The sequence below is a fragment of the Phycicoccus sp. Soil803 genome (assembly GCF_001429685.1).
Lineage (GTDB): Bacteria > Actinomycetota > Actinomycetes > Actinomycetales > Dermatophilaceae > Pedococcus.
In genome coordinates this window covers 1,235,466-1,257,526 of sequence record NZ_LMST01000001.1, presented here as the reverse complement: position 1 = coordinate 1,257,526, position 22,061 = coordinate 1,235,466, and the positions used below count along the sequence as shown (strand labels likewise).

At 71.4% G+C, this 22,061-nt stretch carries 17 protein-coding genes and 1 pseudogene; 6 read left to right on the top strand and 12 right to left on the bottom strand.

What is annotated here, in order from left to right; translation table 11 throughout:
- Positions 1-62: 62 nt before the first annotated feature.
- The 3 genes from ASG95_RS05850 to ASG95_RS05840 form a co-directional block, all read right to left on the bottom strand.
- Positions 63-3,545, bottom strand: a complete 3,483-nt coding sequence (locus tag ASG95_RS05850) for a bifunctional glycosyltransferase/CDP-glycerol:glycerophosphate glycerophosphotransferase (protein WP_057376870.1) — start codon at positions 3,543-3,545, stop codon at positions 63-65.
- A gap of 150 nt (positions 3,546-3,695) precedes the next feature.
- Positions 3,696-4,736, bottom strand: coding sequence for a glycosyltransferase family 2 protein (locus ASG95_RS05845; RefSeq protein ID WP_057378755.1), 1,041 nt, complete (start codon positions 4,734-4,736; stop codon positions 3,696-3,698).
- A complete protein-coding gene (locus ASG95_RS05840; protein WP_057376869.1) occupies positions 4,733-6,268 on the bottom strand; it encodes an LCP family protein in 1,536 nt (511 codons plus the stop codon). Before ASG95_RS05840 ends, ASG95_RS05845 begins: the two co-directional genes overlap by 4 nt.
- Positions 6,269-6,454: 186 nt before the next feature.
- Here ASG95_RS05840 and ASG95_RS05835 point away from each other — a divergent pair, with 186 nt between their 5' ends.
- Positions 6,455-7,729 (top strand): LCP family protein, encoded by a 1,275-nt coding sequence (locus ASG95_RS05835; protein WP_082592365.1) that lies wholly within the window; start codon positions 6,455-6,457, stop codon positions 7,727-7,729.
- Positions 7,730-7,889: 160 nt separating this feature from the next.
- Here ASG95_RS05835 and ASG95_RS05830 read toward each other — a convergent pair whose 3' ends face one another.
- Positions 7,890-9,062 (bottom strand): acyl-CoA dehydrogenase family protein, encoded by a 1,173-nt coding sequence (locus ASG95_RS05830; protein WP_057376868.1) that lies wholly within the window; start codon positions 9,060-9,062, stop codon positions 7,890-7,892.
- A gap of 129 nt (positions 9,063-9,191) precedes the next feature.
- On the opposite strand from ASG95_RS05830, the pseudogene ASG95_RS22325 reads away from it, so the two are divergent.
- Positions 9,192-11,418, top strand: a pseudogene (locus ASG95_RS22325) (FG-GAP-like repeat-containing protein); the annotation flags it as partial.
- A 124-nt stretch (positions 11,419-11,542) separates the two neighbouring features.
- Here the strand turns inward: ASG95_RS22325 and ASG95_RS05820 are convergent.
- The gene (locus tag ASG95_RS05820; protein WP_057376866.1) at positions 11,543-12,604 is read right to left on the bottom strand and encodes an LLM class F420-dependent oxidoreductase; all 1,062 of its coding nucleotides are present in this window, start codon (positions 12,602-12,604) and stop codon (positions 11,543-11,545) included.
- A 68-nt stretch (positions 12,605-12,672) separates the two neighbouring features.
- On the opposite strand from ASG95_RS05820, the gene ASG95_RS05815 reads away from it, so the two are divergent.
- Entirely contained in the window at positions 12,673-13,128 is a 456-nt protein-coding gene (locus ASG95_RS05815) for a CoA-binding protein (RefSeq protein WP_057376865.1), read from the top strand.
- Here ASG95_RS05815 and purE read toward each other — a convergent pair.
- Together purE and ASG95_RS05805 are read right to left on the bottom strand one after the other, a co-directional pair.
- Complete coding sequence (gene purE, locus ASG95_RS05810; protein WP_057376864.1) at positions 13,125-13,655, bottom strand: 5-(carboxyamino)imidazole ribonucleotide mutase; 531 nt, start codon at positions 13,653-13,655, stop codon at positions 13,125-13,127. The genes ASG95_RS05815 and purE overlap by 4 nt on opposite strands.
- On the bottom strand, positions 13,652-14,848 hold the full coding sequence (locus ASG95_RS05805; protein ID WP_057376863.1) for a 5-(carboxyamino)imidazole ribonucleotide synthase: 1,197 nt from the start codon (positions 14,846-14,848) through the stop codon (positions 13,652-13,654). The genes purE and ASG95_RS05805 overlap by 4 nt, the downstream gene beginning before the upstream one ends.
- 212 nt (positions 14,849-15,060) lie before the next feature.
- Here ASG95_RS05805 and ASG95_RS05800 point away from each other — a divergent pair, with 212 nt between their 5' ends.
- Positions 15,061-15,567, top strand: a complete 507-nt coding sequence (locus ASG95_RS05800; RefSeq protein ID WP_057376862.1) for a GtrA family protein — start codon at positions 15,061-15,063, stop codon at positions 15,565-15,567.
- 165 nt (positions 15,568-15,732) lie between these two features.
- Here ASG95_RS05800 and ASG95_RS05795 read toward each other — a convergent pair whose 3' ends face one another.
- The 5 genes from ASG95_RS05795 to ASG95_RS05775 are packed head-to-tail and all read right to left on the bottom strand — an operon-like array spanning position 15,733 to position 20,144.
- Positions 15,733-16,758 carry a sensor histidine kinase KdpD gene (locus tag ASG95_RS05795; RefSeq protein WP_057376861.1) on the bottom strand — a complete coding sequence of 342 codons (1,026 nt, stop codon included), beginning with the start codon at positions 16,756-16,758 and terminating at the stop codon, positions 15,733-15,735.
- Positions 16,759-16,767: 9 nt separating this feature from the next.
- Positions 16,768-17,445, bottom strand: a complete 678-nt coding sequence (locus tag ASG95_RS05790; protein ID WP_056922896.1) for a response regulator transcription factor — start codon at positions 17,443-17,445, stop codon at positions 16,768-16,770.
- A gap of 30 nt (positions 17,446-17,475) precedes the next feature.
- On the bottom strand, positions 17,476-18,264 hold the full coding sequence (locus ASG95_RS05785; RefSeq protein WP_057376860.1) for an enoyl-CoA hydratase/isomerase family protein: 789 nt from the start codon (positions 18,262-18,264) through the stop codon (positions 17,476-17,478).
- Positions 18,261-19,352: an adenylate/guanylate cyclase domain-containing protein gene (locus tag ASG95_RS05780; RefSeq protein ID WP_056922898.1), complete on the bottom strand. Its 1,092-nt coding sequence runs from the start codon at positions 19,350-19,352 to the stop codon at positions 18,261-18,263. The genes ASG95_RS05785 and ASG95_RS05780 overlap by 4 nt, the downstream gene beginning before the upstream one ends.
- A 9-nt stretch (positions 19,353-19,361) precedes the next feature.
- A complete protein-coding gene (locus ASG95_RS05775; RefSeq protein ID WP_082592364.1) occupies positions 19,362-20,144 on the bottom strand; it encodes a biotin--[acetyl-CoA-carboxylase] ligase in 783 nt (260 codons plus the stop codon).
- Positions 20,145-20,168: 24 nt separating this feature from the next.
- On the opposite strand from ASG95_RS05775, the gene ASG95_RS05770 reads away from it, so the two are divergent.
- Together ASG95_RS05770 and ASG95_RS05765 are read left to right on the top strand one after the other, a co-directional pair.
- Positions 20,169-21,830, top strand: coding sequence for an acyl-CoA carboxylase subunit beta (locus ASG95_RS05770; RefSeq protein WP_082592363.1), 1,662 nt, complete (start codon positions 20,169-20,171; stop codon positions 21,828-21,830).
- Positions 21,827-22,060 carry an acyl-CoA carboxylase subunit epsilon gene (locus tag ASG95_RS05765; RefSeq protein WP_057376859.1) on the top strand — a complete coding sequence of 78 codons (234 nt, stop codon included), beginning with the start codon at positions 21,827-21,829 and terminating at the stop codon, positions 22,058-22,060. Before ASG95_RS05770 ends, ASG95_RS05765 begins: the two co-directional genes overlap by 4 nt.
- The last annotated feature ends 1 nt before the right edge of the window (position 22,061 follow it).

Below are 22,061 nucleotides of genomic sequence, written 5' to 3'. Positions count from 1 at the left end.
CGGAAGGTCGCGCGGGGTGGGGGCAAGGGTATCGGCTGGGTCTGCCTGGTCGGTCACGCCACTCAGCCGAGCACCCGTTCGATGAACCGCGCCGCGGCCCGGCCGTCCTCCAGCCCGGTGAACCGCTCGCGGAACGCCTCGTACCGCGCGGCATACTCCGTCGTCACGTCGTCGAGGCGCCCGAGGGCGTCGATGACGGCCGAGGACTCGGTGAGCAGTGGTCCCGGCGCGTCCTGCTCGAAGTCGAAGTAGAACCCGCGCAGGTTGTCGCGGTAGTCGGCGAGGTCCCAGGTGAAGAAGAGGATCGGCCGACCGGTGTTGACGAAGTCGAACATCACCGACGAGTAGTCGGTGATGAGGACGTCCGACACCAGGTACAGGTCGCGGATGTCGGGGTAGCTCGACACGTTGCGGACGAAGCCCCCGAACATGGCGGCGTCGATCTCCGACGACACCAGCTGGTGGCCGCGGATCAGCAGGACGCTGTCGTGACCGTAGGCGCGGTAGAGCGCCTCGAGGTCGAGCTTCATCGTGAACTGGTAGCGACCGCTGGCGTTGTAGTCGTTGTCGCGCCACGTGGGGGCGTAGAGGATGACGCGCTTGCCCTCGGGGAGGTCGAGCCGTCGTCGGGTGGCCTCGGTCTGCTCCTGCGCGAGCTCCGGCCGGTGGAAGATGTCGTTGCGCGGGTAGCCGATCTCGAGGACCTCCCCCGGGTACTGGAAGGCCTTGCTCAGGATGGCGGTCGAGAACTCGTTGGGTGAGACCAGCGCGTCCCACTTCGCCACGTCGCGGGCGAACTGGGTGAGGTAGTTCTTGTTGGACATCTGGATCGACTCGATGTCGAACCCGATCCGCTTGAGCGGGGTGCCGTGCCAGGTCTGGGCGTACGTGCTGCCCTCGCGCTTGACGTAGTGCACCGGCATCGAGTCGTTGCTCACGACCCAGCGGGCAGTGCCGAGGCGGCGGTAGTAGTCCCGGCTGCCGGTGATCACCCGGGTGACGCCGTCGGGCACCTCGACCGCGTGGTCCTGCACGGCCCACACGCAGGAGCGCGGGTCGCCCTGGCGCTGCAGCTCCTCGAAGATGGCCCGCGGGTTGTCGGAGTACTGCCGGCCCTTCCAGGCCTCGAAGAAGATGGTGTCCTCGAGCGGCCGGCGGCGCTGCAGCCGGTAGTAGTACTTGCGGTTGCGCATGCGGTGCAGCGCGCCGCGGTCCTTGTAGTCGCCGGAGGCGTCGACCATGAGGGACAGCTCGTGGGCGGAGTCCGAGCGCAGCTGGTAGGTCAGGCCGTCGACCACCCCGGTGCTGCCGAGCAGTGCCTCTGCAGTGCTGGCCGTCCGCACACTGCGTTCGCGCTGGCCGTCGTCCTCGGTCGTCAGGTTGACGAACCAGCGACCGTCCTCGAGCCACCGCAGCACCGCGGAGCCGGGTTCGCCGCGGGCCGGGATGGTGGCCCGCCAGCGGGTGCCTTCGGCAGTCACCGGGATCTGGTGGCTGGCGCCGCTGCCGGTGGTCAGGGAGAGCGCGTCGACCCGTGACCCACTCGCGTCGCCCTCGAGGTGCAGCCCCTCGTCGTCCCAGGAGAACGACGTCAGGACCGGGCCGGGGCGCGCGTCCCAGAGGCGCGCGCCGCCGTCGGCGCCCTCGCGCACGACGACCGAGCGGCTGCGGACGGTGACGAAGGCGTCCTCCATCTCCGGCGCCAGGTGCAGGAGGGTGCGCGGCGGCGCGTCGAGCGGCTGGTCCGGGTCGGCGAGGCCGAGGACCCACTCGCGCGCGGCGAAGGACGCCGCCCGCACCTCGAGCTGGTCGGCACTGACCACGGCGGTGGCGGTGCGGCCCTCGACGGTCAGGGGGATGCTGAGCCCCCGGAGGGCATCGGTGCGGCGCAGGTAGAGCGCCGCGTCGTCCCAGTCGCCGACGGTCCGGCGCAGGGTGAAGCGGAGGTTGTCCCCCTCGGCGGACACCGACTCCAGGAGGGCCTCGGTCCGGTAGACCGTGACGGTCAGCTTGCGCGCGTCGTAGCCCGGCACCGCGAGCTGGTCGGGGGCGATCAGCCGGCGTCGGGGGTGGCGGCCCGCCCCGAGCTCGGGGTTGCCCACGCTGGAGCCGCGGCGCGCGGCGGGGGTGGCGAGCTGCACCAGCAGCTCGTAGCTGGCCTCCTGCTGGCCGGGGGCCAGGTGGAGCCGGCTGCTCGGGATGCGGGCGCTGAAGCCACCCGCGTCGTAGGACACCGCCGTGCCGGTGGTGTTGGCGGTCAGGTCGGGACGGCGCACCCGGCGGGCGCGGACGGACGTGCGCTCGCCGGCTGGGGCGCCCACGCGGCGCAGCTGGAAGCGGCGCACCGAGGAGACCGAGGTGGCCTCCGGGACCCGGTGGATGAAGGCGTGGCCCTCGACGACGAGGGAGTCGCCGTCCCACTGCACGTCGCGGACACCGGTGCGCAGCGGCTGGGAGCGGGTCGTCTCGTAGACCGAGGCCGGGATCCCCTTGCTGGAGTCGGTGCGGAAGGGCAGGTCGGCGTAGAGCCGCACGCCCGACCGGACGAAGTTGCCGCGGTTCGCGGGCACGCGGTAGTAGTCCTGCACCTCGAGCAGCTCGGGCAGCATGCCCTTCGAGATCAGGTGGTACTGCAGGCGCCGGATCGGCGGGAGCTTCGCGACGGCGGAGGCCGGGATGCGCTCGAGGTAGCTGCCGACCAGCTCCACGACCCGCTGGCGGAACTCGTCGTTGCCCTCGTGGAGGACGTCGATGAACAGCGGGATGTCGATCGACAGCACCTTGGCGTCGTGGATCGCCTTGCCCTGCTTGTCATCTCGCGCGACGAGGAAGTCGTCGACGGCGGCCACGGCCGCGAGGCGGTCCACGAGGTTCTTGGTCTCGGCCCGACGCTGGGTGATCGACTGCACGGCGGTCTGCCGCTCGCGCCACAGGTAGACGGGGTCGACCAGCACGTCGACCGACCGGGCCAGGAAGTGCGCCGGGAGGGTGAGCGGGATGTCCTCGTAGTAGACGCCCTCGGGGAACCGCAGGTCGTGCTCCGCGAGGAAGGCCCGCCGGTAGACCTTGTTCCAGGCTGTGGTGTCGAAGATCAGCGACGGCGTCTCACGGATGTGGGTGCGCATCTGGTTGCGCTTGATCGCCCTGCGGTGCAGCGGGGAGTTGAAGGTCTTGGCGCCGTCGAAGCGCAGCACGCCACCGCAGACGATGTCGGAGCCGCTCTCGGAGACGGCGTGCAGCATCAGCTCGTAGGCGTCGCGCGGGATGAGGTCGTCGGAGTCGACGAAGGCGACGAACTCGGAGCTCGAGTGGTCCATGCCGATGTTGCGGGCCCGGCCGAGGCCGCCGTTCTCGACGTGGAGGACCTGCCAGTGCGGGCGGTCCTTGGCGAAGGCGTCGGCCAGCTCGCCGGAGCCGTCCGTCGAGCCGTCGTCCACGAGGATGACCTCGAGGTCCTCCAGCGTCTGGGCCACCAGGGAGTCCAGGCACGCCACGAGGTAGTCGCTCACGTTGTAGATGGGCACGACGACGCTCAGCGAAGGCATGGAGAAGTGGGTCTCTCTCTGTGGGGTCGGTCCGCAGGCGGTCTGCAGGGTCTGTCGGTCGGGGTCAGGCCATGCTAAACGCAGGTGGCACTCCCCACCCCAATCGGCGGCGGGCCGTACAGGGCGGCCTCAGGTGACGCCGCGGACGGGTCAGGCCTGCTCGATGCGCACGCGGCTGGTGAGGAACCCCCAGCCCCACGCCAGGTGCATCGTGGGCAAGATCACGGGCAGCCAGGTCCGGTCGCGCGGCTCCAGCCGCGGGTCGCGGACGCTGAGTCCGCCCGCAGTGGTGAGCACGAGGTATGCCGCGGGCACCAGCCACAGGGGCCACCACAGCACGCCGCCGACGAGGCCGGCGACCACGCCCACCAGCGCGACCGGCGGGGCGAGGTAGCGCGCGTTGATGGTGCCCGAGTGGGTGCGGGCCACGACCCGGCGCCAGCGCCCGTAGTCGCGGTACTGCCGCGCCAGCGCGGCCAGGGTCGGCCGGGGGCGGTAGGCGACGCGGAGCCGGGGTGAGAACCAGACCAGCCCACCGGCCTCGCGGATCCGGTGGTTGAGCTCCCAGTCCTGCGCCCGGACGAACCGCGGGTCGTAGCCCCCCAGCCGGGTGAGCCACTCCCGCCGGAAGACCCCGAGGTACACGGTGTCGGCGGGTCCGGCCTCACCACCGGTGTGGAAGCGCGAGGCCCCGACGCCCAGCCGTGAGGTCATCGCCGCCGCGACCGCACGCTCGAAGGAGGTGACCCCCTCGGCGTCCATCAGGCCGCCGACGTTGGCCGCCCCGGTCTCGTCGAGCAGCTCCACCGCCGTGCGCACGTAATCGGGGTCCAGCACCCCGTGCCCGTCGACGCGGACGACCACGTCGGTGTCCCCCAGGGCGGCGATGGCGGCGTTGAGCGCCTCCGGGGTACGCCCCGACGGGTTGGTGACGCTGCGGACGGCAGGGTGCTCGGCGCAGAGCTGCGCGGCGATCTGGTCGGTGCCGTCGGAGCTGGGCCCGAGGGCGAGCACGAGGTGCAGGTCGCCCGCGTAGTCCTGGCCGAGCACGGCGTCGACCGCCTCGCGCAGGTGCCGCTCCTCGTTGAGGATCGGCATGACCACGCCGACGGCCGGCGGCGTGCTGCGGTCCGCGGCAGAGGGCGCCGTCTCGGCTGGCTGAGGGGTTTCGTCGTGGTGCTGGGTCGTCATGAGGCTGCTGAGCATACGGAGGAGAGGTCGTTCTCCGCCGCGTTGCCTGCTGCCTTGTTCGGGTCCTGCACCGCCGTGCCGGGCTGGGCGGCCGGCTTCTTCTTCCTGACCTTGGGCTTGGCGCTGGCGGTCTTGCTGGCGCTCGAGGTCTTGCCCTTGGCCGCCGCAGCCTGCTCGGACGCCTTGATGGTGTTCTGGACCGTCGACGTGACCAGGGTGGCGTCGTAGTCCCAGGGCTTCATCAGGGGCGGGACGAAGTTGACGCCACGGATGGGGTGCTGTCGCGTCTTCATGGCCAGGTCCGCGAACCGGCCGAGCTCCGACTGCGGCAGGTCGGTCTGGATCAGCCCGGAGCTGGCGCCGGCGATCTTCTGGAACCGGACCAACACGGTCTGCGGGTCGAGCTGGTCGGCCATCGCGGTCATCACACAGCGCTGTCGCGCCATCCGCTCGTAGTTGGTGGACCCCTGTCGGGACCGGGCGTACCAGAGCGCGTGGAAGCCGTCGAGGTGCTGCTCCCCCGGCTCGATCCAGCCGACGATGGGCGAGGTCCCGCCACCGATCGGCGTGCGGTACTTGACGTTGATGTCCAGCCCGCCGACCGCGTCGACCATCTTCTTGAAGCCGCGCAGGTCGATCATCACGTAGTACTGGATGTCGAGGCCGCTGAGCGCCTCGACCGCCTCGCGGGTGGCGAGCACCCCCGGGTTGGCGGTGCCGGGCGGGAACTTGGCGGCGTTGTCCTGGGCCCAGGTGTAGAGGCCGTTGAGCAGGCACTCGTCGCCGCAGTTCCAGCCCTCGGGCATCAGCCGCGCCATCGTGGAGCCCGGCCGGAAGTTGATGTTCTCGGTGTCGCGGGAGAAGCCGAAGGTCACGGCGCTGCCCGTGTCGGCGTCGATGCTGACCAGCTGGATGCTGTCGGGTCGGGTGCCGACCCGGTCCCGACCGGAGTCCGCCCCGAGCATCAGGATGTTGTAGCGGCCCTTGACCGCCCCCACTGCCTCGTTGCCCTGGAAGAGCGCGTTCATCGCGTCGCGTCCGGCACCCACCGAGCTCGCGGCATACACGAGGCCACCGGAGGTCACGACGAGCAGCGCCGCGGTCACGCCGGTGAGCCAGCGCCGGGTCGTGAGCAGGAGGGTCCCCGGGCGACCCAGTCGCCACGCGTCGACGAACAGGACCGCCCACAGGACGGCGAAGCCGGCCAGCAGCCACTGCAGCACGGTGAGCACCCACCCGCGCCCGAGCATGCCGATCGCCAGTGACTGGCTGAGCATGAACACGACCGCGACCAGCACGGCGAGCGTCGCCAGCGAGGCCCAGACGCGCAGGGCGAACCGGCCGAGCCCGCGGCGACCGGCCACGAGCTGGGCGCTGCCGGGGACGAGGAGGGTCAGGAGGACCAGCGTGAAGGCGCGCCGACGGCGCATCCGTGGCGTCAGCGAGTCGGCGTCGCCGAGCCCACCGCCCGACCGCCGGGACAGGTAGACCCCGGCGTCAGCGCTCGCGGGCGCGGCATGGGAGGGCCTCATGGTGGACCAGTATCAGGCAGCACCAGTGTGATTCCTGTGACGCGTGGGATTTCCCGAGTGTCGCCCCATCCGTGCGCCGGGGGCTGGTTGGTCCCGTTCTGCGTGCTTTGCGTGGCTCGCGCGCCATCCCGCCGAGTCCGTGCGGCGTTTTGCCAGTCCACAGCAGTGCACTGGACACTGGACGACATGACTGGACGCCGCAGCGGCCCCGACGACGCCCGAGCCATCCCCCAGAGAGGGTCCGGCGACGACGCGTCGCGCCCGGGCGATGGCCCCGGCGGCGACTCGGACGGCGAGGGCGTCTACACCGTCGACGTCCGGGGCCGGCGTCGGCCGCGCTCCGGTGACGGCTCGGGAGCGACGCGGGCGATGCCCGTCACCGCGGCCCCTCCCGCCGCCTCCGACCGCCCGCGTCGCGCCACCCCGCCGCCGGTCGACCACGGCGGCTACGGCGACGGCTACGGCGACGAGCCCCGCCGCCGGCGCCGGTTCCCCGTGGTGCGCATCGTGCTGCTGGTCGTGGTCGCGTGGGTGGCCTTCATGGTCTTCACGCCGCTGCACGCCTGGAACTCGGTGACCAAGGTCGACACCACTCCGGCCGGCACCCGCCCGGCGGACTCCAAGGGCTACAACTACCTGCTGGTCGGCTCCGACAGCCGGGCGGGGCTCACCAAGGAGCAGCGCAAGAAGTACGCCACCGGGAACGCAGCCGGCCGGCGCACCGACTCGATCATCCTGGTCCACGTCCCGGCCAGCGGTGGCAAGCCCGCGCTCATCTCCCTGCCCCGCGACTCCTACGTGCCGATCCCGGGGCACGGCAGCAACAAGATCAACGCGGCATTCGCCTTCGGTGGCCCCAACCTCCTCGTGCAGACGGTCGAGCAGGTGACCGACCTGCACATCGACGGCTACGTCGAGATCGGGTTCGCCGGCTTCGCCTCGGTCGTCGACAGCGTCGGTGGCGTCACCATCTGCGTCCCGTTCACGATGAACGACAAGAAGGCCGGGATCAACCTCAAGAAGGGCTGCCAGGTCCTCGACGGGGCGAACGCCTTGGGCTACGTCCGCGCCCGGTACTCCGACCCGCGCGGCGACATCGGTCGCGCCGAGCGCCAGCGCCAGTTCCTCGCCGCGATCATGAAGAAGGCCCTGACCCCCTCGACGGTGCTGATCCCCACGCGCTACTGGTCGTTCAGCCACGCGGCGGCCCAGGGCCTCATCGTCGGTGAGGACACCTCGATGCGCGACGCCAGCCGCGTGCTGCTCGCCATGCGGGCCGTGTCCAACGACGAGGGCCTCAGCCTGGTCGTGCCGCTGTCGAGCCTCAACTACCAGACCAGCGCCGGCAGCTCGGTCAAGTGGGACACCGCCCGCGCCAAGGCGCTGTTCACCTTGCTGCGCAAAGACACCCCGCTCGAGGCGCCCCCCGAGGGCACCGACGGCAAGCCCTCCGGCAACTGACCCCTCTCGCGCGGCCTCCCTTCCCCGCCCCCAGACCCCGGCCCCAGCTTTATCGGGTCTGGCAACAACATTGACCTTCGCACCGGTTCACAACCCGTGCGAAGGTCAACGTTCCCCCTTGACCCGATAAAGCTGGGGAGGGGGTATGCCGCGTGGCTGGCTACCGGCCGGCCAGCAGGTGGCGGCCCATCACCATGCGCTGAATCTGGTTGGTGCCTTCGTAGATCTGGGTGATCTTGGCGTCGCGCATCATCCGCTCGACCGGGAAGTCGCGCACGTAGCCCGCACCACCGAGCAGCTGCACGGCGTCGGTCGTGACCTGCATCGCCACGTCCGAGGCGTAGCACTTGGCCGCCGCGCCGAAGAACGGCAGATCCTTGTCGCCGCGCTCGGACTTGGCCGCCGCGACGTAGACCATCTGCCGCGCCGCCTCGACCGCCATCGCCATGTCCGCGAGCATGAACTGCACGCCCTGGAACTCCGCCACAGCCTTGCCGAACTGCTTGCGCTCCTTGACGTACGACACCGCGAAGTCCAGCGCACCCTGGGCGATCCCGACGGCCTGGGCGCCGATCGTCACCCGGGTGTGGTCGAGGGTGCGCAGCGCGATCTTCAGGCCGTCACCGACCTCGCCGACGACCCGGTCGCCGGGGATCCGCACGTTGTCGAAGTGCAGCTCGCGGGTCGGTGACCCCTTGATGCCGAGCTTGCGCTCCTTCTCCCCGAACGTGAAGCCCGCGTCGGACTTCTCGAGCACGAACGCGGTGACGTTGCTGCCCCGCTTGCCGTCCGGGTCGGTCACCGCCAGGACGGTGTAGTACTCCGAGACGCCGGCGTTGGTGATCCACGACTTCTGGCCGTTCACGACCCAGTCGTCCCCGTCGCGCCGGGCCCGCGTCCTCATGGCCGCGGTGTCCGACCCGGCCTCACGCTCGGACAGCCCGTAGGAGAACGTCGTCCGCCCCTCCGCCAGCGGCGTGAGGTAGCGCTTCTTCACGTCCTCGTTCGCAGCGAGGATCAGCGGCATCGTGCCGAGCTTGTTGACCGCCGGGATCAGCGACGCGGAGGCGTCGACCCGCGCCACCTCCTCGATGACGATGCACGTCGCGAGCGCGTCCGCGCCCACCCCGCCGTACTCCTCGGCGATGTGCGGGGCAAAGAAGTCCGAGGCGACCAGGGCGTCGTGCGCCTCCTGGGGGTAGCGCGCCTCCTCGTCCACGGCCGCGGCATACGGGGCGATCTTGTCCTCGGCGACGGCTCGGACGGCCTCGCGCAGGGCCTCGTGGTCCTCGGAGATCTTGAACAGGTCGAAGGCGGGGTTACCAGTGCTCACAGTCCCTCAGGTTACCCGCTGGTATGCCGCGTGCGAACGGCTCCGCGTGTGGGTTTGCCGACACTGCGGGTCACCGACAAATCGGACACGGTTCACAGCGTTGCTCCCCCATGGTCGCCGCGAACTGGTATGAAACTCCCGACCCATGCTCCTGGCCTCGTCAGCCACTTCCTCGGGGGGACCCCACCCATGACCAGCCCTGCCCGCCTCCGCGCGGGACTCACCCTTGCCCTGACCACGGCCCTGGCCGTCAGCGCCGTGCCGGCGACCCAGGCCGCCGGCCCGTCGACCACGCACGACGGCGAGGCCTTCAAGGTCCGCGCCGTCAACGCGATGGTCCACGCCGCCTCCGCTCGTCGCGCCACGGCGTCCGGCGACTCCAGCCGGCTGGTCGCCTCCTCGGCGGCCCGCAAGGCCGCCGCCACGGACCAGGCGCCGGACCCCGAGCTGCCGGCCACGCGCACCCTGGCAGCGCCGGACGAGGTGGCCGCCGCGGCCACCTGCGACGACCTCGAGCTCGACTGGACCCCGACCAACGACCGGGTCTGGATCCACTGGAAGGACCTCGGCCTGTCCGGCTACACCATCTCGCGGCAGCGCGACGGGGGCGTCTGGAAGCAGATCGGGTCCGTGGGGGCGGGCAAGAGCTCGTTCGTGGACCGCAACGTCAACCCGCGCGGGCTGTCGACGTATCGGCTCGACGCGGACAACCTCAGCTGCCAGCTCGGCGCCTGGGTGACCATGGCGACCAACGACGGCTGGGGTGTGCCCGATGCCGCCTTCGGCACCGCGGGCGCGGGCGACGGCACCGGCGCCCTCCTCATGCAGGACACGTACTCCTACGCCATGCCCAGCACGCTGACCGGCATGGACCCGGCCTACTCGCCCGACGGCCGGCTGCTGGCCGCCGCGGACAGCGGCGACGGCACCACCTGGAACCTCCAGATCAGCGAGGTCAGGCCGAGGGGGATCGAAGGCGGGTACCGCAGCAGCAACCAGCCCGCGGGCACCCTCGCCGCCGAGCCCAGCTTCTCGCCCGACGGCCGACGCCTCGTCTACACGCGATACACCGTCGACGCCGTCACCGGCGACGTGACCGGCTCCGCGCTGCGGATGATCGACGTGGTCACCGGGGTCGACACCGCGGTGAGCGGGTCGACCGGGCTCGTGCAGGCCGACTGGCGGTCCGCCACCACCCTCATCGCGGCCGGCGGCGCGGAGGGCGAGGGCCTGTTCACCCTCGCCGCGGCCGGCGGTACGAAGGCGCCCGTTGCGGGGACCTCCAACGCCGGGTTCCCGGAGGTCGCGCCCAACGGCAAGACCTACTTCACGACCGGCGACGGCACCAACTTCGCCCTCAACGTGCTCTCCACGACCGGCGCCATCACTCCCCTGCAGACCAGCACCAGCCACTACTTCGAGCGCCCGCGGGTCTCGCCCGACGGCACGCTGTTCTACGTGGACGTGGACCTGATGGTCCTGAGCGACCCGACCGACAACGAGTTCACGGTGATGTCGTCGACGAACGGGACCGGCACCCCGGAGCCGACCGCCATCGGCGCGCGCCGCGCGGATGGCCCGGACGGGTTCTACGGCTACGACGTGCGTCAGCCGAAGTCCAAGGGCACCTCCGACTTCGTCGGCAACGCCGGCCCGGACATCCTGGCCCGCGACGCCAGTGGCAACCTCTACGCCTACCCGAGCACCCCGGACAAGATCGCCGGCACGCGGGTCAAGATCGGCAGCGGTTGGAACATCTACAACGCGTTCCTGGCCGCCGGTGACTTCAACGGCGACAACCGGGCCGACATCCTGGCGCGGGACACCAGCGGCAAGCTGTGGCGCTACGACGGCAAGGGCGGCGGCAAGGTGGCCGCCCGGGTCCAGGTCGGCGCGGGCTGGGGCGGCTACCTGCCCCTCGCGCCGGGCGACTTCAACGGCGACGGCCGGGCCGACCTCATCGCCCGCTCGTCCACCGGGGAGCTCTGGCTCTACCCGGGCACCGGGCTCGGCACCTTCGCGACCCGGACCCGGCTCGGCACCGGCTGGCAGGGCATGAACAGCATCGTCGGCGTCGGCGACTTCGACCTCGACAACGACGCGGACATCGTGGCCCGCGAGGCCTCGACGTCCAGGCTGTGGCTCTACCCGGGCAACGGCACGGGTGGCTTCAGCGCCCGCCGCCTGGTGGGCAGTGGCTGGAACACCTTCAAGGGGATCGCCGGTCCGGAGCTCCTGGGCACGAACCCGTTCGTCTACGCCAAGACCGGCGACGGCAAGCTCCTCGCCTACCTCGTGGTCGGTGACGGCCGGTTCGACGGCAACGAGGTCTACCTGGTCGGCACCGGCTGGGGACNCGTACTCCTTCACCTCCTGACCCCGGGACACCGAGCCCCGGGACACCGGCAACCGAGACACCGACGGGCGGTGTGCAGCGTGGTCACCACGCTGCNACACCGCCCGTCCTCGTGCCGCCTGCGTCAGCGGCGACGCGGCAGGTGCCAGAGGTGGCCGTGCTCCTCGCGGTCGAGGAGCTCGGGCATCACGTCGCGCTCGAACAGCGCCATGCCCGTGGTGTCGTAGGCGCCCTCGGGGAAGTTGAGGATCGCGTAGGTCATGCCGAGCCCCTCGAGGGCCTTGAGCTTCTCGACCACCTGCTCGGGGGTGCCCACCGTGGCCTGCTTGCGGTAGTCGGCGAACAGCTGGTCGACCCGCGCCTCGGGAGAGCCCACCGACAGCAGCCGGTCGCGCAGGGTGGCGAAGCGGTCCTCGACCTCCCGCTCGGTGCTGCCGATGAAGACGTTGAGGTTGCTGCTGCGCACGATCTCACCGAAGTCGCGACCCACGTCGTCGCAGTGGCCCTTGAGGATCTCGCTCTTGGCCGCGAACACCTCGGGGGTCGGGTCGAAGTTGGTGTAGTCGGCGTACTTCGCGGCGATCCGCAGCGTCTTCTTCTCGCCACCGCCGGCGATCCACATCGGTATGCCGTTGTGCTTGGACCCGGGGACCGCCGTGCCCTGCAGGGGCTGCGGGTAGCACCGGGCGCCGTCGACCTGGAAGTGCTTGCCGGCCAAGGTTGCCGAGCCGGTGGTCCACATCTGGCGGAAGATCTGCACGCCCTCGTCGAGCGCACGGAGCCGCTCCCCCGCCCGGGGGAAGCCGTAGCCGTAGGCCCGCCACTCGTGCTCGTACCAGCCGGCGCCGATGCCCATCTCCACCCGACCCTCGGAGATGATGTCGACCGTAGCGGCGACCTTCGCGAGGTAGGCCGGGTTGCGGTAGGCCATGCAGGTGCACATCTGACCCAGCCGCACGCGCCCCGTCACTGCGGCGAAGGCAGCCATCAGCGTCCACGCCTCGTGGGTCGCCTCCTCGCTGGGGACCGGCACGGTGTGGAAGTGGTCGAACACCCAGATCGAGGACCAGTCCTCGTTGGCGTCGGCGCGTCGCGCCAGACCAGCCATCACCCCCCAGTGCTGGCTGGGGTCGATGCCGACGAGGTCCATGCGCCAGCCCTGTGGCACGAAGAGTCCGAACTTCATGCCGCCGACGTTACTGCCTCTCCCCAGTGCCCCTCCCCAAGGCAGCTGCTCCGTGTGATGCTGAGGCCATGAGCTTTCGCCACCAGAACGACCCCGACCTCATTCGCGAGCTCCTCATCGACCCGGGCATCTGGGTCGTCGTCGGACTCTCGAACAACCAGGAGCGAGAGGCGTTCGGCGTCTCCCGATGGCTCAAGGTCGAGCTCGGCAAGGGCCTGATTCCCGTGCACCCCAAGGCCGAGACGGTGCACGGTGAGCAGGGTTACGCGACGCTCTCGGACATCCCCGACGGCACCGACATCAAGGTCGTCGACTGCTTCGTCAACTCCGAGCACGTCGGCGCGGTCGTGGACGACGCGATCGCCAACAAGGACCGGCTGCTGATCGACGCCATCTGGATGCAGCTCGGCGTGGTCGACGAGGCCGCCGCCGACCGGGCCCGCAAGGTCGGGCTCGACGTCGTGATGGACACCTGCCCCCGCATCGAGTGGCGTGGGGTCCGCTCGGCGGGCATGGCCCGCTAGGAGCCAGGCCCGGCGCCGCGTCGGTCGCGCAGCGCCGCGCCCTTGGCGTGGGCCTGGTCCCTCAGGTCCGCCTGGAAGGCGATCATCCGCTCACGCAGCCCCGCGGCATACCCACCCTCGCCCGCGGCGAGGATGCGGGCGGCGAGCAGGCCGGCGTTCCTGGCCCCGCCGATCGAGACGGTCGCCACCGGCACCCCGGCCGGCATCTGGACGATCGAGAGCAGCGAGTCCATGCCGTCGAGGTACTTCAGCGGCACGGGCACCCCGATGACGGGCAAGGGCGTCACCGACGCGAGCATGCCGGGCAGGTGCGCGGCACCGCCGGCGCCGGCGATGACCACGCGCAGTCCGCGCCCCGCAGCGTTCTGCCCGTAGGCGATCATCTCCTCGGGCATCCGGTGGGCGGAGACGACGTCCGCCTCGTAGGGGACACCGAACTCGTCGAGGGCCTGCGCGGCGAGCTCCATCACGGGCCAGTCGCTGTCGCTGCCCATCACGAGCCCGACGAGGGGTTGCTGGTCGCTCATTCGGTGATCACTCCTGCAAGGTAGTCGGCGGCGTGACCGGCGCGCTCCCGCAGCTGCGCGAGGTCGGAGCCGGAGACGTTGACGTGGCCGATCTTGCGGCCGGGGCGGACACCCTTGCCGTAGAGGTGCACCTTGAGACCGGGGTCGCGTGCCATCACGTGGCGGTAGGCGGGGTAGAGCTCGGGGTAGTCACCGCCGAGGACGTTGGCCATCACGGTGTGCGGCTCGCGGGGCGTGGGGGCGCCCAGCGGTAGGTCGAGCACCGCCCGCAGGTGCTGCTCGAACTGGCCCGTCACCGCGCCGTCCATCGACCAGTGCCCACTGTTGTGCGGGCGCATGGCCAGTTCGTTGACGACGTATGCCGCGGCACCGGTCCCCGGGTCGCGCACCTCGAACATCTCGACCGCGAACACCCCGGTGACGCCCAGCTGCTCGGCGATCCGCAGCCCGGCCTCGGTGGCGACGGCCGCGAGGGTGGGGTCGAGGTCCGGGGCGGGCGCGAGGACTTCGGTGCAGATGCTGTCGGTCTGGACGGTCTCGACCACCGGCCAGGCCGCCGCCTGGTTGGACGGGCTGCGCGCGATCAGGACGGCGAGCTCGCGGACGAACTCGACCTTCTCCTCGACCAGGACCCCGTCGGCCAGGGCGCCATCGCTGCCCACGGCCTCGAGCCAGTCGCGCACCTCGTCGGTCGAGTGGATGACGCGGACCCCCTTGCCGTCGTAGCCGCCGCGGGGCGTCTTGGCCACGACCGGCCAGCCGACCCGTGCCGCGAAGGCCTCGACGTCGTCGGCCGTGCGAGCCCTCGCCCACGCGGGACAGGCCACCCCGATCTCGGTGAGCCGTTCGCGCATCGCCAGCTTGTCCTGCGCGAACCTCAGGGCCTCGGGGGTTGGGTGCAGCGGGATGCCTTCTGCCACAAGGGCTTCCAGCACGTTCGCAGGCACGTGCTCGTGGTCGAAGGTGACGACGTCACAGTCCCGGGCGAAGGCCAGCACGGCCTCGACGTCGGCGTGGTGGCCCACTGGCGACGAAGGGATGACCTGGGCCGCAGCGGCATCCGGCGCCTCGGCCAGCACACTCAGCGTGATGGCGAGCTCGGCCGCCGGGGCGGCACACATCCGGGCGAGCTGTCCGCCCCCGATGATGCCGACGACCGGGAAGCCTCCGGGGGCGCGCTGCGGTGACGTCACGCGGCGAGGATATCGGCCAGGCCACCGGACCGGTCCCGCGCGTCCGCCGGACCGCGCCCGCACCGCCTCCGCCGGACCGCGCCCGCACAGCCAACGCACCGCGCCCGCACCACGCCCGCACAGCCAACGCACCGCGCCCACACCGTGTCCGCACCGTGTCGCTACGCGCCGGTTCGCACGCGTCACCCGGCAGCCGCGGCTAGGCTCCTCGCGTGTCCGAGAGCCCCTCCCTCGTCGCCCGCCTGCGTGGCACCGTCGACGTCCTCTACCGCGAGATGATCAAGTTCGGCATCGTCGGCGCGGTCGCCTTCGTCATCGACCTCGGCCTGTTCAACATCCTGCGGGCCACGGTGCTGGCGGGGTACGGCAACGGCCTCCTGTCGCGCGCGGTCATCGCGACGATCATCTCCGCGGCCGTGGCCACCTGCGTGGCGTGGGTCGGCAACCGGGCGTGGACCTTCCGGCACCGGCGCAACCGTCCGGTGCACCACGAGGCACTGCTGTTCGCCCTGACCAACGGGGTCGCCCTGCTCATCCAGGCCGGCTGCGTCGGGTTCGCGCACCACTTCCTCGGCCAGGAGAGCCTCGTGGTCGAGAACGTCGCCAAGCTCGTCGGCATCGCCCTCGGCACGTTGTTCCGGTTCTGGGCCTACCGCAGGTTCGTGTTCAGCCACGAGCCGCTGACCGACACCTCGCCGCTGGCCGAGACCAAGGGCTGAGCGCCAACACCTTCTCCAGCACGGGCAGCCTCACCCCGGAAAGGTCGGCTTCACCCCGGAACGGTCTCGGGGTGAAGCCGACCTTTATCGGGTCACCCGATAAAGGTGTGACCGGTGGGGCGAGCGGCACGGCGTGGGGCGAGCGGCACCGAGCGGCACACGGCGTCAGACGCCGTCGGACTCGCTGAGGAAGAGCGCGAAGATCGCCGGCTGGGCCTGGATCAGCTCGAGCCGCCCACCGTTGGACTCGGCCAGGTCGCGGGCCAGGGCGAGCCCGAGCCCGGTGCCGGTCGTGGTCACCGACCGCTCGAAGATGTGCGGGGCGATGGTGGCGGGGACGCCCTCCCCCTGGTCGCTGACCTCGACGACCACGGAGGGGCCGCTGCGTCGGGCGTGGACGTCGACCGTGCCACGGCCGTGCGCGAGGGCGTTCTCGAGGAGGGTCGAGAGCACCTGGGAGAGGTCGACCGGCTTGGCCTGGACGACGAGTCCCCGCTCGCCGTGGACCCGGACGCTGCGCCGGGCCTGCTCGAAGGCCGGCTGCCACTCGCGCTGCAGGGCGGCGATCACCGAGTCGAGCGACACGGTCGCCTTCGACTCGTCGCCACCCCGGCGGGTGCGGGACATCAGGTCGTCGACCACCCGGGTCAGCCGCTCGACCTGGTCCATGGCGATGCTGGCCTCCTCCTGCGCGACCTCGAGGTCGTCGGTCGCGGCGATCTCCTCGAGCCGCATCAGCAGGGCGGTCAGCGGGGTGCGCAGCTGGTGGGAGGCGTCGGCCGCGAAGTCGCGCTCGGAGGCGAGTGACTTGGTCAGCCGCTGGGCGCTGCGCGCCAGCACCTCCGACACCTGGTCGACCTCGGAGATGCCGGAGTGCAGCGGCTGGATCCGGGACTCACCCGCACCGAGGCGCTCGGCCCGGTCGGCGAGCAGCGTCATCGGCAGGGCCATCCGCCGTGCCTGCCGGGTCGCCACGAAGACCCCCGCAGCGAGCGCCAGCACGGCCAGGCCGACCACGATGAGGAACAACCGGACGGTCGTGGCGGTCGGCGTGCCCTCGTCGAGCCACTCGGACACGGCACCGCGGCCGTTGACGCTGGAGTTCCAGATGGCGATCACCACCGGCGCCATCGTGATGAGGATGGCCAGACCCACCGCGAGCACGGTGGAGCGAATCAGCTGTTGCCGCATGGTCAGCGGTCAGATCTCGTCGCCGCGCTCGAACCGGAAGCCGACCCCACGGACGGTGGCGATGTAGCGCGGCTGTGCGGCGTCGTCGCCGAGCTTCCGGCGCAGCACGGAGATGTGCATGTCGAGCGTCTTGGTCGACCCGAACCACGCGGTCTCCCAGATCTCGCGCATGAGCTGTTCGCGCGAGACGACCTTGCCCTGCTCACGCACCAGGACGCGCAGCAGGTCGAACTCCTTGGCGGTGAGCTGGAGCTCCTCCTCCTTGAACCACGCGCGACGCCCCTCGGGGTCGATGCGCACGAGCTCGTGGGCGGAGGGGGCGTCCGTGGGGTTGCGCCGCAGGAGCGCCCGCACCCGCGCCAGCAGCTCGGCCAGCCGGAACGGCTTCGTGACGTAGTCGTCCGCGCCGGCGTCGAGGCCGACGACGGTGTCGACCTCGTCGGCGCGGGCGGTGAGGATCAGCACGGGCACCGTGCGGCCCTCGGCACGGATCCGGCGGCACACCTCGAGCCCGTCGACGTAGGGAAGACCGAGGTCGAGGACGACCAGGTCGGGGTTCTCCGCAGACGCCTCGAGGGCCGCCCGCCCGTCGGCGCGCACGTCGACGTCGTACCCCTCACGCCGCAGTGCGCGGGCAAGCGGCTCGGAGATGGCAGGGTCGTCCTCAGCGAGGAGCACACGGGTCATGGGGGTGATCGTATGTAAAACGGACCCCCACTAGCGACCGGGCCACACCGGTCGGCGTTTTTCATTGAAAGCGGCGACTCCCTCGGCGCGGTCCGCCGAGAAGGCGGTGGCGGCCCAGTGGTCGTCCTCGATGCGCAGGCCGGAGGCCAGATCGGTGTCGAAACCCTGCCGCATCGCGGCCTTCGCATTGCGCACTCCCACGGGCGAGTGACCGGCGATCGTGGTCGCCAGCTCGAGCGCACGAGCACGCGCGGACCCGGCCGGCACCACCTCGTCGACCGCACCGAGCCGGCAGGCGTCCTGCGCGGTGTAGCGCTGGGCGGTGAAGATCATCTGGGCCGCCCGCGACCAGCCCACCCGCCGGGTCAGCAGCTGGGTGCCACCGCCGCCGGGGATGACGCCCACACTCACCTCGGGGAGCCCGACCAGCGCGTCCTCGCCGCAGACCACCAGGTCGCACGACAGCGCGATCTCGAAGCCACCGCCCAGCGCGAAGCCGTCGACGGCAGCGATGGCGGGCACCGGGAGGTCCAGGACGCCCCGGTATGCCGCCTGCGCCAGCGGGCGCTGGGCGCGCAGGTCGTCGTCGGTGAAGGAGTTGCGCTCCTTGAGGTCGGCCCCGACGCAGAACGCCTTCGGGTGGCTGGAGGTCACCAGCACGGCCCGGACGCTGGGGTCCTGCGCGAGCTCGGTCGTCGCGGCGGCCAGGGCCCGCGCCATGGCGGTCGAGACCGCGTTCATGGCCTCGGGCCGGTCGAGGACCAGCTCGGCGACGTGCCCGCCCTCCCCGTGGCGCTCGATCCGGACGAGGTCGGTCATGGGGAGGCCTTTCGGTCTGGGGTGGTCTTGCGGCCGCCGGCGGAGCGGCGCAGCTCGCTGGGCGTGACCTGGCCGATGCCCCGCAGGGTGCGGCGGCGCAGGGCGGTCGTCTCGAAGCCGGACAACGCCGCCAGTGACGTGGCGAGGGCATCGTCGACGAGCACCCCTCCAGCCGGCGCGACGCTGGTCAGCCGCGAGGCCCGGTTGACCGTCGTGCCGAACACGTCACCGAGCCGCGACAGCACCGGACCGACGGCCATGCCGACCCGCACGTCGGGGAGCAGGTCGTCCTCGGCCATCGTCTCGACGAGGTCGAGGGCCACGGCAGCGGCGGGCGCGGCCCCGATGGTGACGAAGAGGATCTCGTCGCCCACCGTCTTGATCACCCGGCCGCCGTGGGCCGTGACGATGTCGGTCGCGAGCGCCTCGAACCGCTGCACCATGACGGCGAGCTGCCGCTCGGTCATCCGGCGCACGAGCGAGGTGAAGTTGACCAGGTCGGCGAACCCGACGACCCGGCGCACGCCCTGGTCGGACTGCTCCGGGTCGGCATCCGCGAGCATGCGCGAGATCGCGGCGGTGAGGTGGCGGCGCCAGGCGTAGATGAGGAGCGGCTCGAGCTCGTCGGCCATGTCGGTCAGCTTGCGGGCGGCGGCCTCTGCGGCGGCGAGGTCGGGGACCGCCCTGGCGTCCGCCTCGTCGAGCGCGGCCTCCAGCCCGGGCGCCGCGAGCGCCTCGGCCATCAGCTGGGTCTGCCAGACCGCCAGGCGGTCGGTGGTGCGGGCGAACGCGCGGGTCATCGCCAGCGCCGTCGTCTCGTCGAGCTCCTGCTCGCGGACGAGCCGGGCGACGGCCATCAGCGCCATCTGGTCGGCCTCGGTGAACATCGCGTCGTCGTCCTCGACGTTCGGGAAACCCAGGGCATGCCAGAACTTGCGGGCCGACAGCAGCGAGACCTCGGCGCCGCGGGAGACGTCGCGCCGAGCCATCGTGGCCGGCTTGCCGAGCAGGCGGGCCTCGAGGTCGTCCGGGCGCAGCGCCGCGAAGTCCTCCGGGCGCACCACCCGGTGCCGGCCAACCTCGGTCATGCGGTCAGACTAGGGCGTGCCGCTGCGCACGTGGACCACGTCGCCGGCGGCCACGGCATACTCCGTGCCCGCGCTGGCGACCACGAGCCGGCCCTCGTCGTCCACGCCGACGGCGCGCGCCCTGCGCACGTCCCCACCGGCCAGGTGCAGCTCCACCTCGCGTCCGATGGTCAGGCAGGCCTTCCGGTATGCCGCGTGCACGCCTGCGCGCTCGTGCGCGGTGCCGCTGAGGGCGCCGTGCCAGCGCGCGAGGTGGGTGAGGACCGACACCACCAGGCTCTGCCGGCTCACCTCCGTGGCACCGGCCAGCCGCAGCGAGGTGGCCGTGTCGACGGGCAGCTCCGCGCGGTCCTGGTCGACGTTGATCCCGAGCCCGACCACGATCCCGGCCGGCTGCAGCTCGCAGAGGATCCCGCACACCTTGCGCTCCTCGTCGGCCGGCAGCAGCACGTCGTTGGGCCACTTGAGCCCGCCCACGACGCCGGCGACCTCGGCCAGCGCGTCACGCACCGCGAGCCCGGTCGCGAGGGGCACCCAGCCCCGGCCCTGCTCCGGTGCCGGCAGCAGCACCGAGAGCGTGACCGAGGTGCGGGCCGGCGTGTCCCAGGCCCGACCGAGCCGGCCCCGCCCGGCCACCTGGTGGTCGGTCACGACCACCCGCCACGGTTCGGCGAGGCGGGCTGCCTCGAGGTTGGTGGAGCCGAGCTCCGGGTGGACGTCGACTCCCGTCCACGGCTGACCCGGCGTGACCAACGCCTCGTGCAATGCCTCACGGTCGAGCGATTCGCGCATGCAGGCAAGGCTAGGCTCGCCGACATGGCGCAGACCACCGATTCCGTCGCTGATCCGCTCTCCGTGGGTGGCACCGACGTCCCCGACCCCCAGTCGGGCATCGACATCCACTCCACCGCGGGCAAGCTGGCCGACCTCAAGCGTCGGGTGGCCGAGGTCGCGCACGCCGGGTCCGAGCGCGCCATCGAGAAGCAGCACGCCCGGGGCAAGAAGACGGCCCGTGAGCGCCTGGAGATGCTGCTCGACGAGGGTTCGTTCATCGAGATGGACAAGTACGCCCGGCACCGGTCGGTCGCGTTCGGCCAGGAGGCCAACCGCCCCTACGGCGACGGGGTCGTCACCGGCTACGGCACGGTCGACGGGCGCACCGTGGCGGTGTTCGCGCAGGACTTCACCGTCTTCGGCGGGTCCCTGGGCGAGGTCTTCGGCGAGAAGATCTGCAAGGTGATGGACTTCGCGATGAAGGTCGGCTGCCCGGTCGTGGGGCTCAACGACTCCGGTGGCGCCCGCATCCAGGAGGGCGTCGTCTCGCTCGGGCTCTACGGCGAGATCTTCCGCCGCAACGTGCACGCGTCCGGGGTCATCCCGCAGATCTCCCTGATCATGGGGCCGTGCGCCGGCGGAGCGGTCTACTCCCCCGCGGTCACCGACTTCACCGTGATGGTCGACCAGACCTCCCACATGTTCATCACCGGTCCCGAGGTCATCAAGACCGTGACCGGTGAGGACGTCTCGTTCGAGGACCTCGGCGGCGCGCGGGCGCACAACACCAAGTCCGGGGTCGCGCACTACATGGGCACCGACGAGCAGGACGCGATCGACTACGTCAAGGAGCTGCTGTCCTACCTGCCCTCGAACAACCTCGAGGAGCCGCCCTCGTTCGCCGACGACGGTGAGCTGCCGTCGCTCGAGGTGACCGACGAGGACCGCGAGCTCGACACCCTGATCCCGGACAGCGCGAACCAGCCCTACGACATGAAGACCGTCATCGAGCACGTGCTGGATGACGGCGAGTTCCTCGAGGTCCAGCCGCTGTTCGCCCCGAACATCCTCGTCGGCTACGGGCGGATCGAGGGCCGGTCGGTCGGTGTCGTGGCCAACCAGCCGATGCAGTTCGCCGGCACCCTCGACATCGACGCCTCCGAGAAGGCGGCGCGCTTCGTGCGGACCTGCGACGCGTTCAACATCCCGGTGGTCACCTTCGTCGACGTGCCCGGCTTCCTGCCCGGCACCGACCAGGAGTGGGACGGCATCATCCGCCGCGGCGCCAAGCTGATCTACGCGTATGCCGAGGCGACCGTGCCGCTCGTCACGGTGATCACCCGCAAGGCGTACGGCGGCGCCTACGACGTGATGGGCTCCAAGCACCTCGGCGCCGACATCAACCTCGCCTGGCCCACCGCGCAGATCGCCGTGATGGGCGCCCAGGGCGCGGTCAACATCCTCTACCGCAAGCAGCTCGCCGCAGCAGCCGAGGCAGGGGAGAACGTCGACGAGGCCCGCGCCCGGTTCATCGCCGAGTACGAGGACACCCTCGCCAACCCCTACATCGCGGCCGAGCGGGGTTACATCGACACGGTCATCACGCCGTCGAACACGCGGATGAACGTCACCAAGGCGCTGCGGGCCTTGCGCACCAAACGCGAGACCCTGCCGCCCAAGAAGCACGGCAACATCCCCCTATGAGCCCCGAGCAGCGCGAGTCCCCAGCGACGGAGCGGCCGCTGCGGCTGGTCCGCGGCGACGCGACGCCCGAGGAGGTCGCCGCCGTCATGGCGGTGCTGTCCGCGGTGTCCGGGCCGGCACCCGAGCCGGCCCCGCGGCATACCTCGCAGTGGGCCGCGCGCGCGCCCGCGCTGCGGCGGACGCTGTCCCCCGGACCGGGCGCCTGGCGCGCCTCCGCCTGGCCCCGCTGAC

Coding starts and splice junctions, on each gene's coding strand:
- ASG95_RS05820 (WP_057376866.1), bottom strand. CDS start 12,604: ATGAAGTTCGGACTCTTCGTGCCACAGGGCTGGCGCATGGACCTCGTC.
- ASG95_RS05840 (WP_057376869.1), bottom strand. CDS start 6,268: ATGAGGCCCTCCCATGCCGCGCCCGCGAGCGCTGACGCCGGGGTCTAC.
- ASG95_RS05815 (WP_057376865.1), top strand. CDS start 12,673: ATGAGCTTTCGCCACCAGAACGACCCCGACCTCATTCGCGAGCTCCTC.
- ASG95_RS05790 (WP_056922896.1), bottom strand. CDS start 17,445: ATGACCCGTGTGCTCCTCGCTGAGGACGACCCTGCCATCTCCGAGCCG.
- ASG95_RS05780 (WP_056922898.1), bottom strand. CDS start 19,352: ATGACCGAGGTTGGCCGGCACCGGGTGGTGCGCCCGGAGGACTTCGCG.
- ASG95_RS05765 (WP_057376859.1), top strand. CDS start 21,827: ATGAGCCCCGAGCAGCGCGAGTCCCCAGCGACGGAGCGGCCGCTGCGG.
- purE (WP_057376864.1), bottom strand. CDS start 13,655: ATGAGCGACCAGCAACCCCTCGTCGGGCTCGTGATGGGCAGCGACAGC.
- ASG95_RS05850 (WP_057376870.1), bottom strand. CDS start 3,545: ATGCCTTCGCTGAGCGTCGTCGTGCCCATCTACAACGTGAGCGACTAC.
- ASG95_RS05775 (WP_082592364.1), bottom strand. CDS start 20,144: ATGCGCGAATCGCTCGACCGTGAGGCATTGCACGAGGCGTTGGTCACG.
- ASG95_RS05770 (WP_082592363.1), top strand. CDS start 20,169: ATGGCGCAGACCACCGATTCCGTCGCTGATCCGCTCTCCGTGGGTGGC.
- ASG95_RS05835 (WP_082592365.1), top strand. CDS start 6,455: ATGACTGGACGCCGCAGCGGCCCCGACGACGCCCGAGCCATCCCCCAG.
- ASG95_RS05795 (WP_057376861.1), bottom strand. CDS start 16,758: ATGCGGCAACAGCTGATTCGCTCCACCGTGCTCGCGGTGGGTCTGGCC.
- ASG95_RS05785 (WP_057376860.1), bottom strand. CDS start 18,264: ATGACCGACCTCGTCCGGATCGAGCGCCACGGGGAGGGCGGGCACGTC.
- ASG95_RS05845 (WP_057378755.1), bottom strand. CDS start 4,736: ATGACGACCCAGCACCACGACGAAACCCCTCAGCCAGCCGAGACGGCG.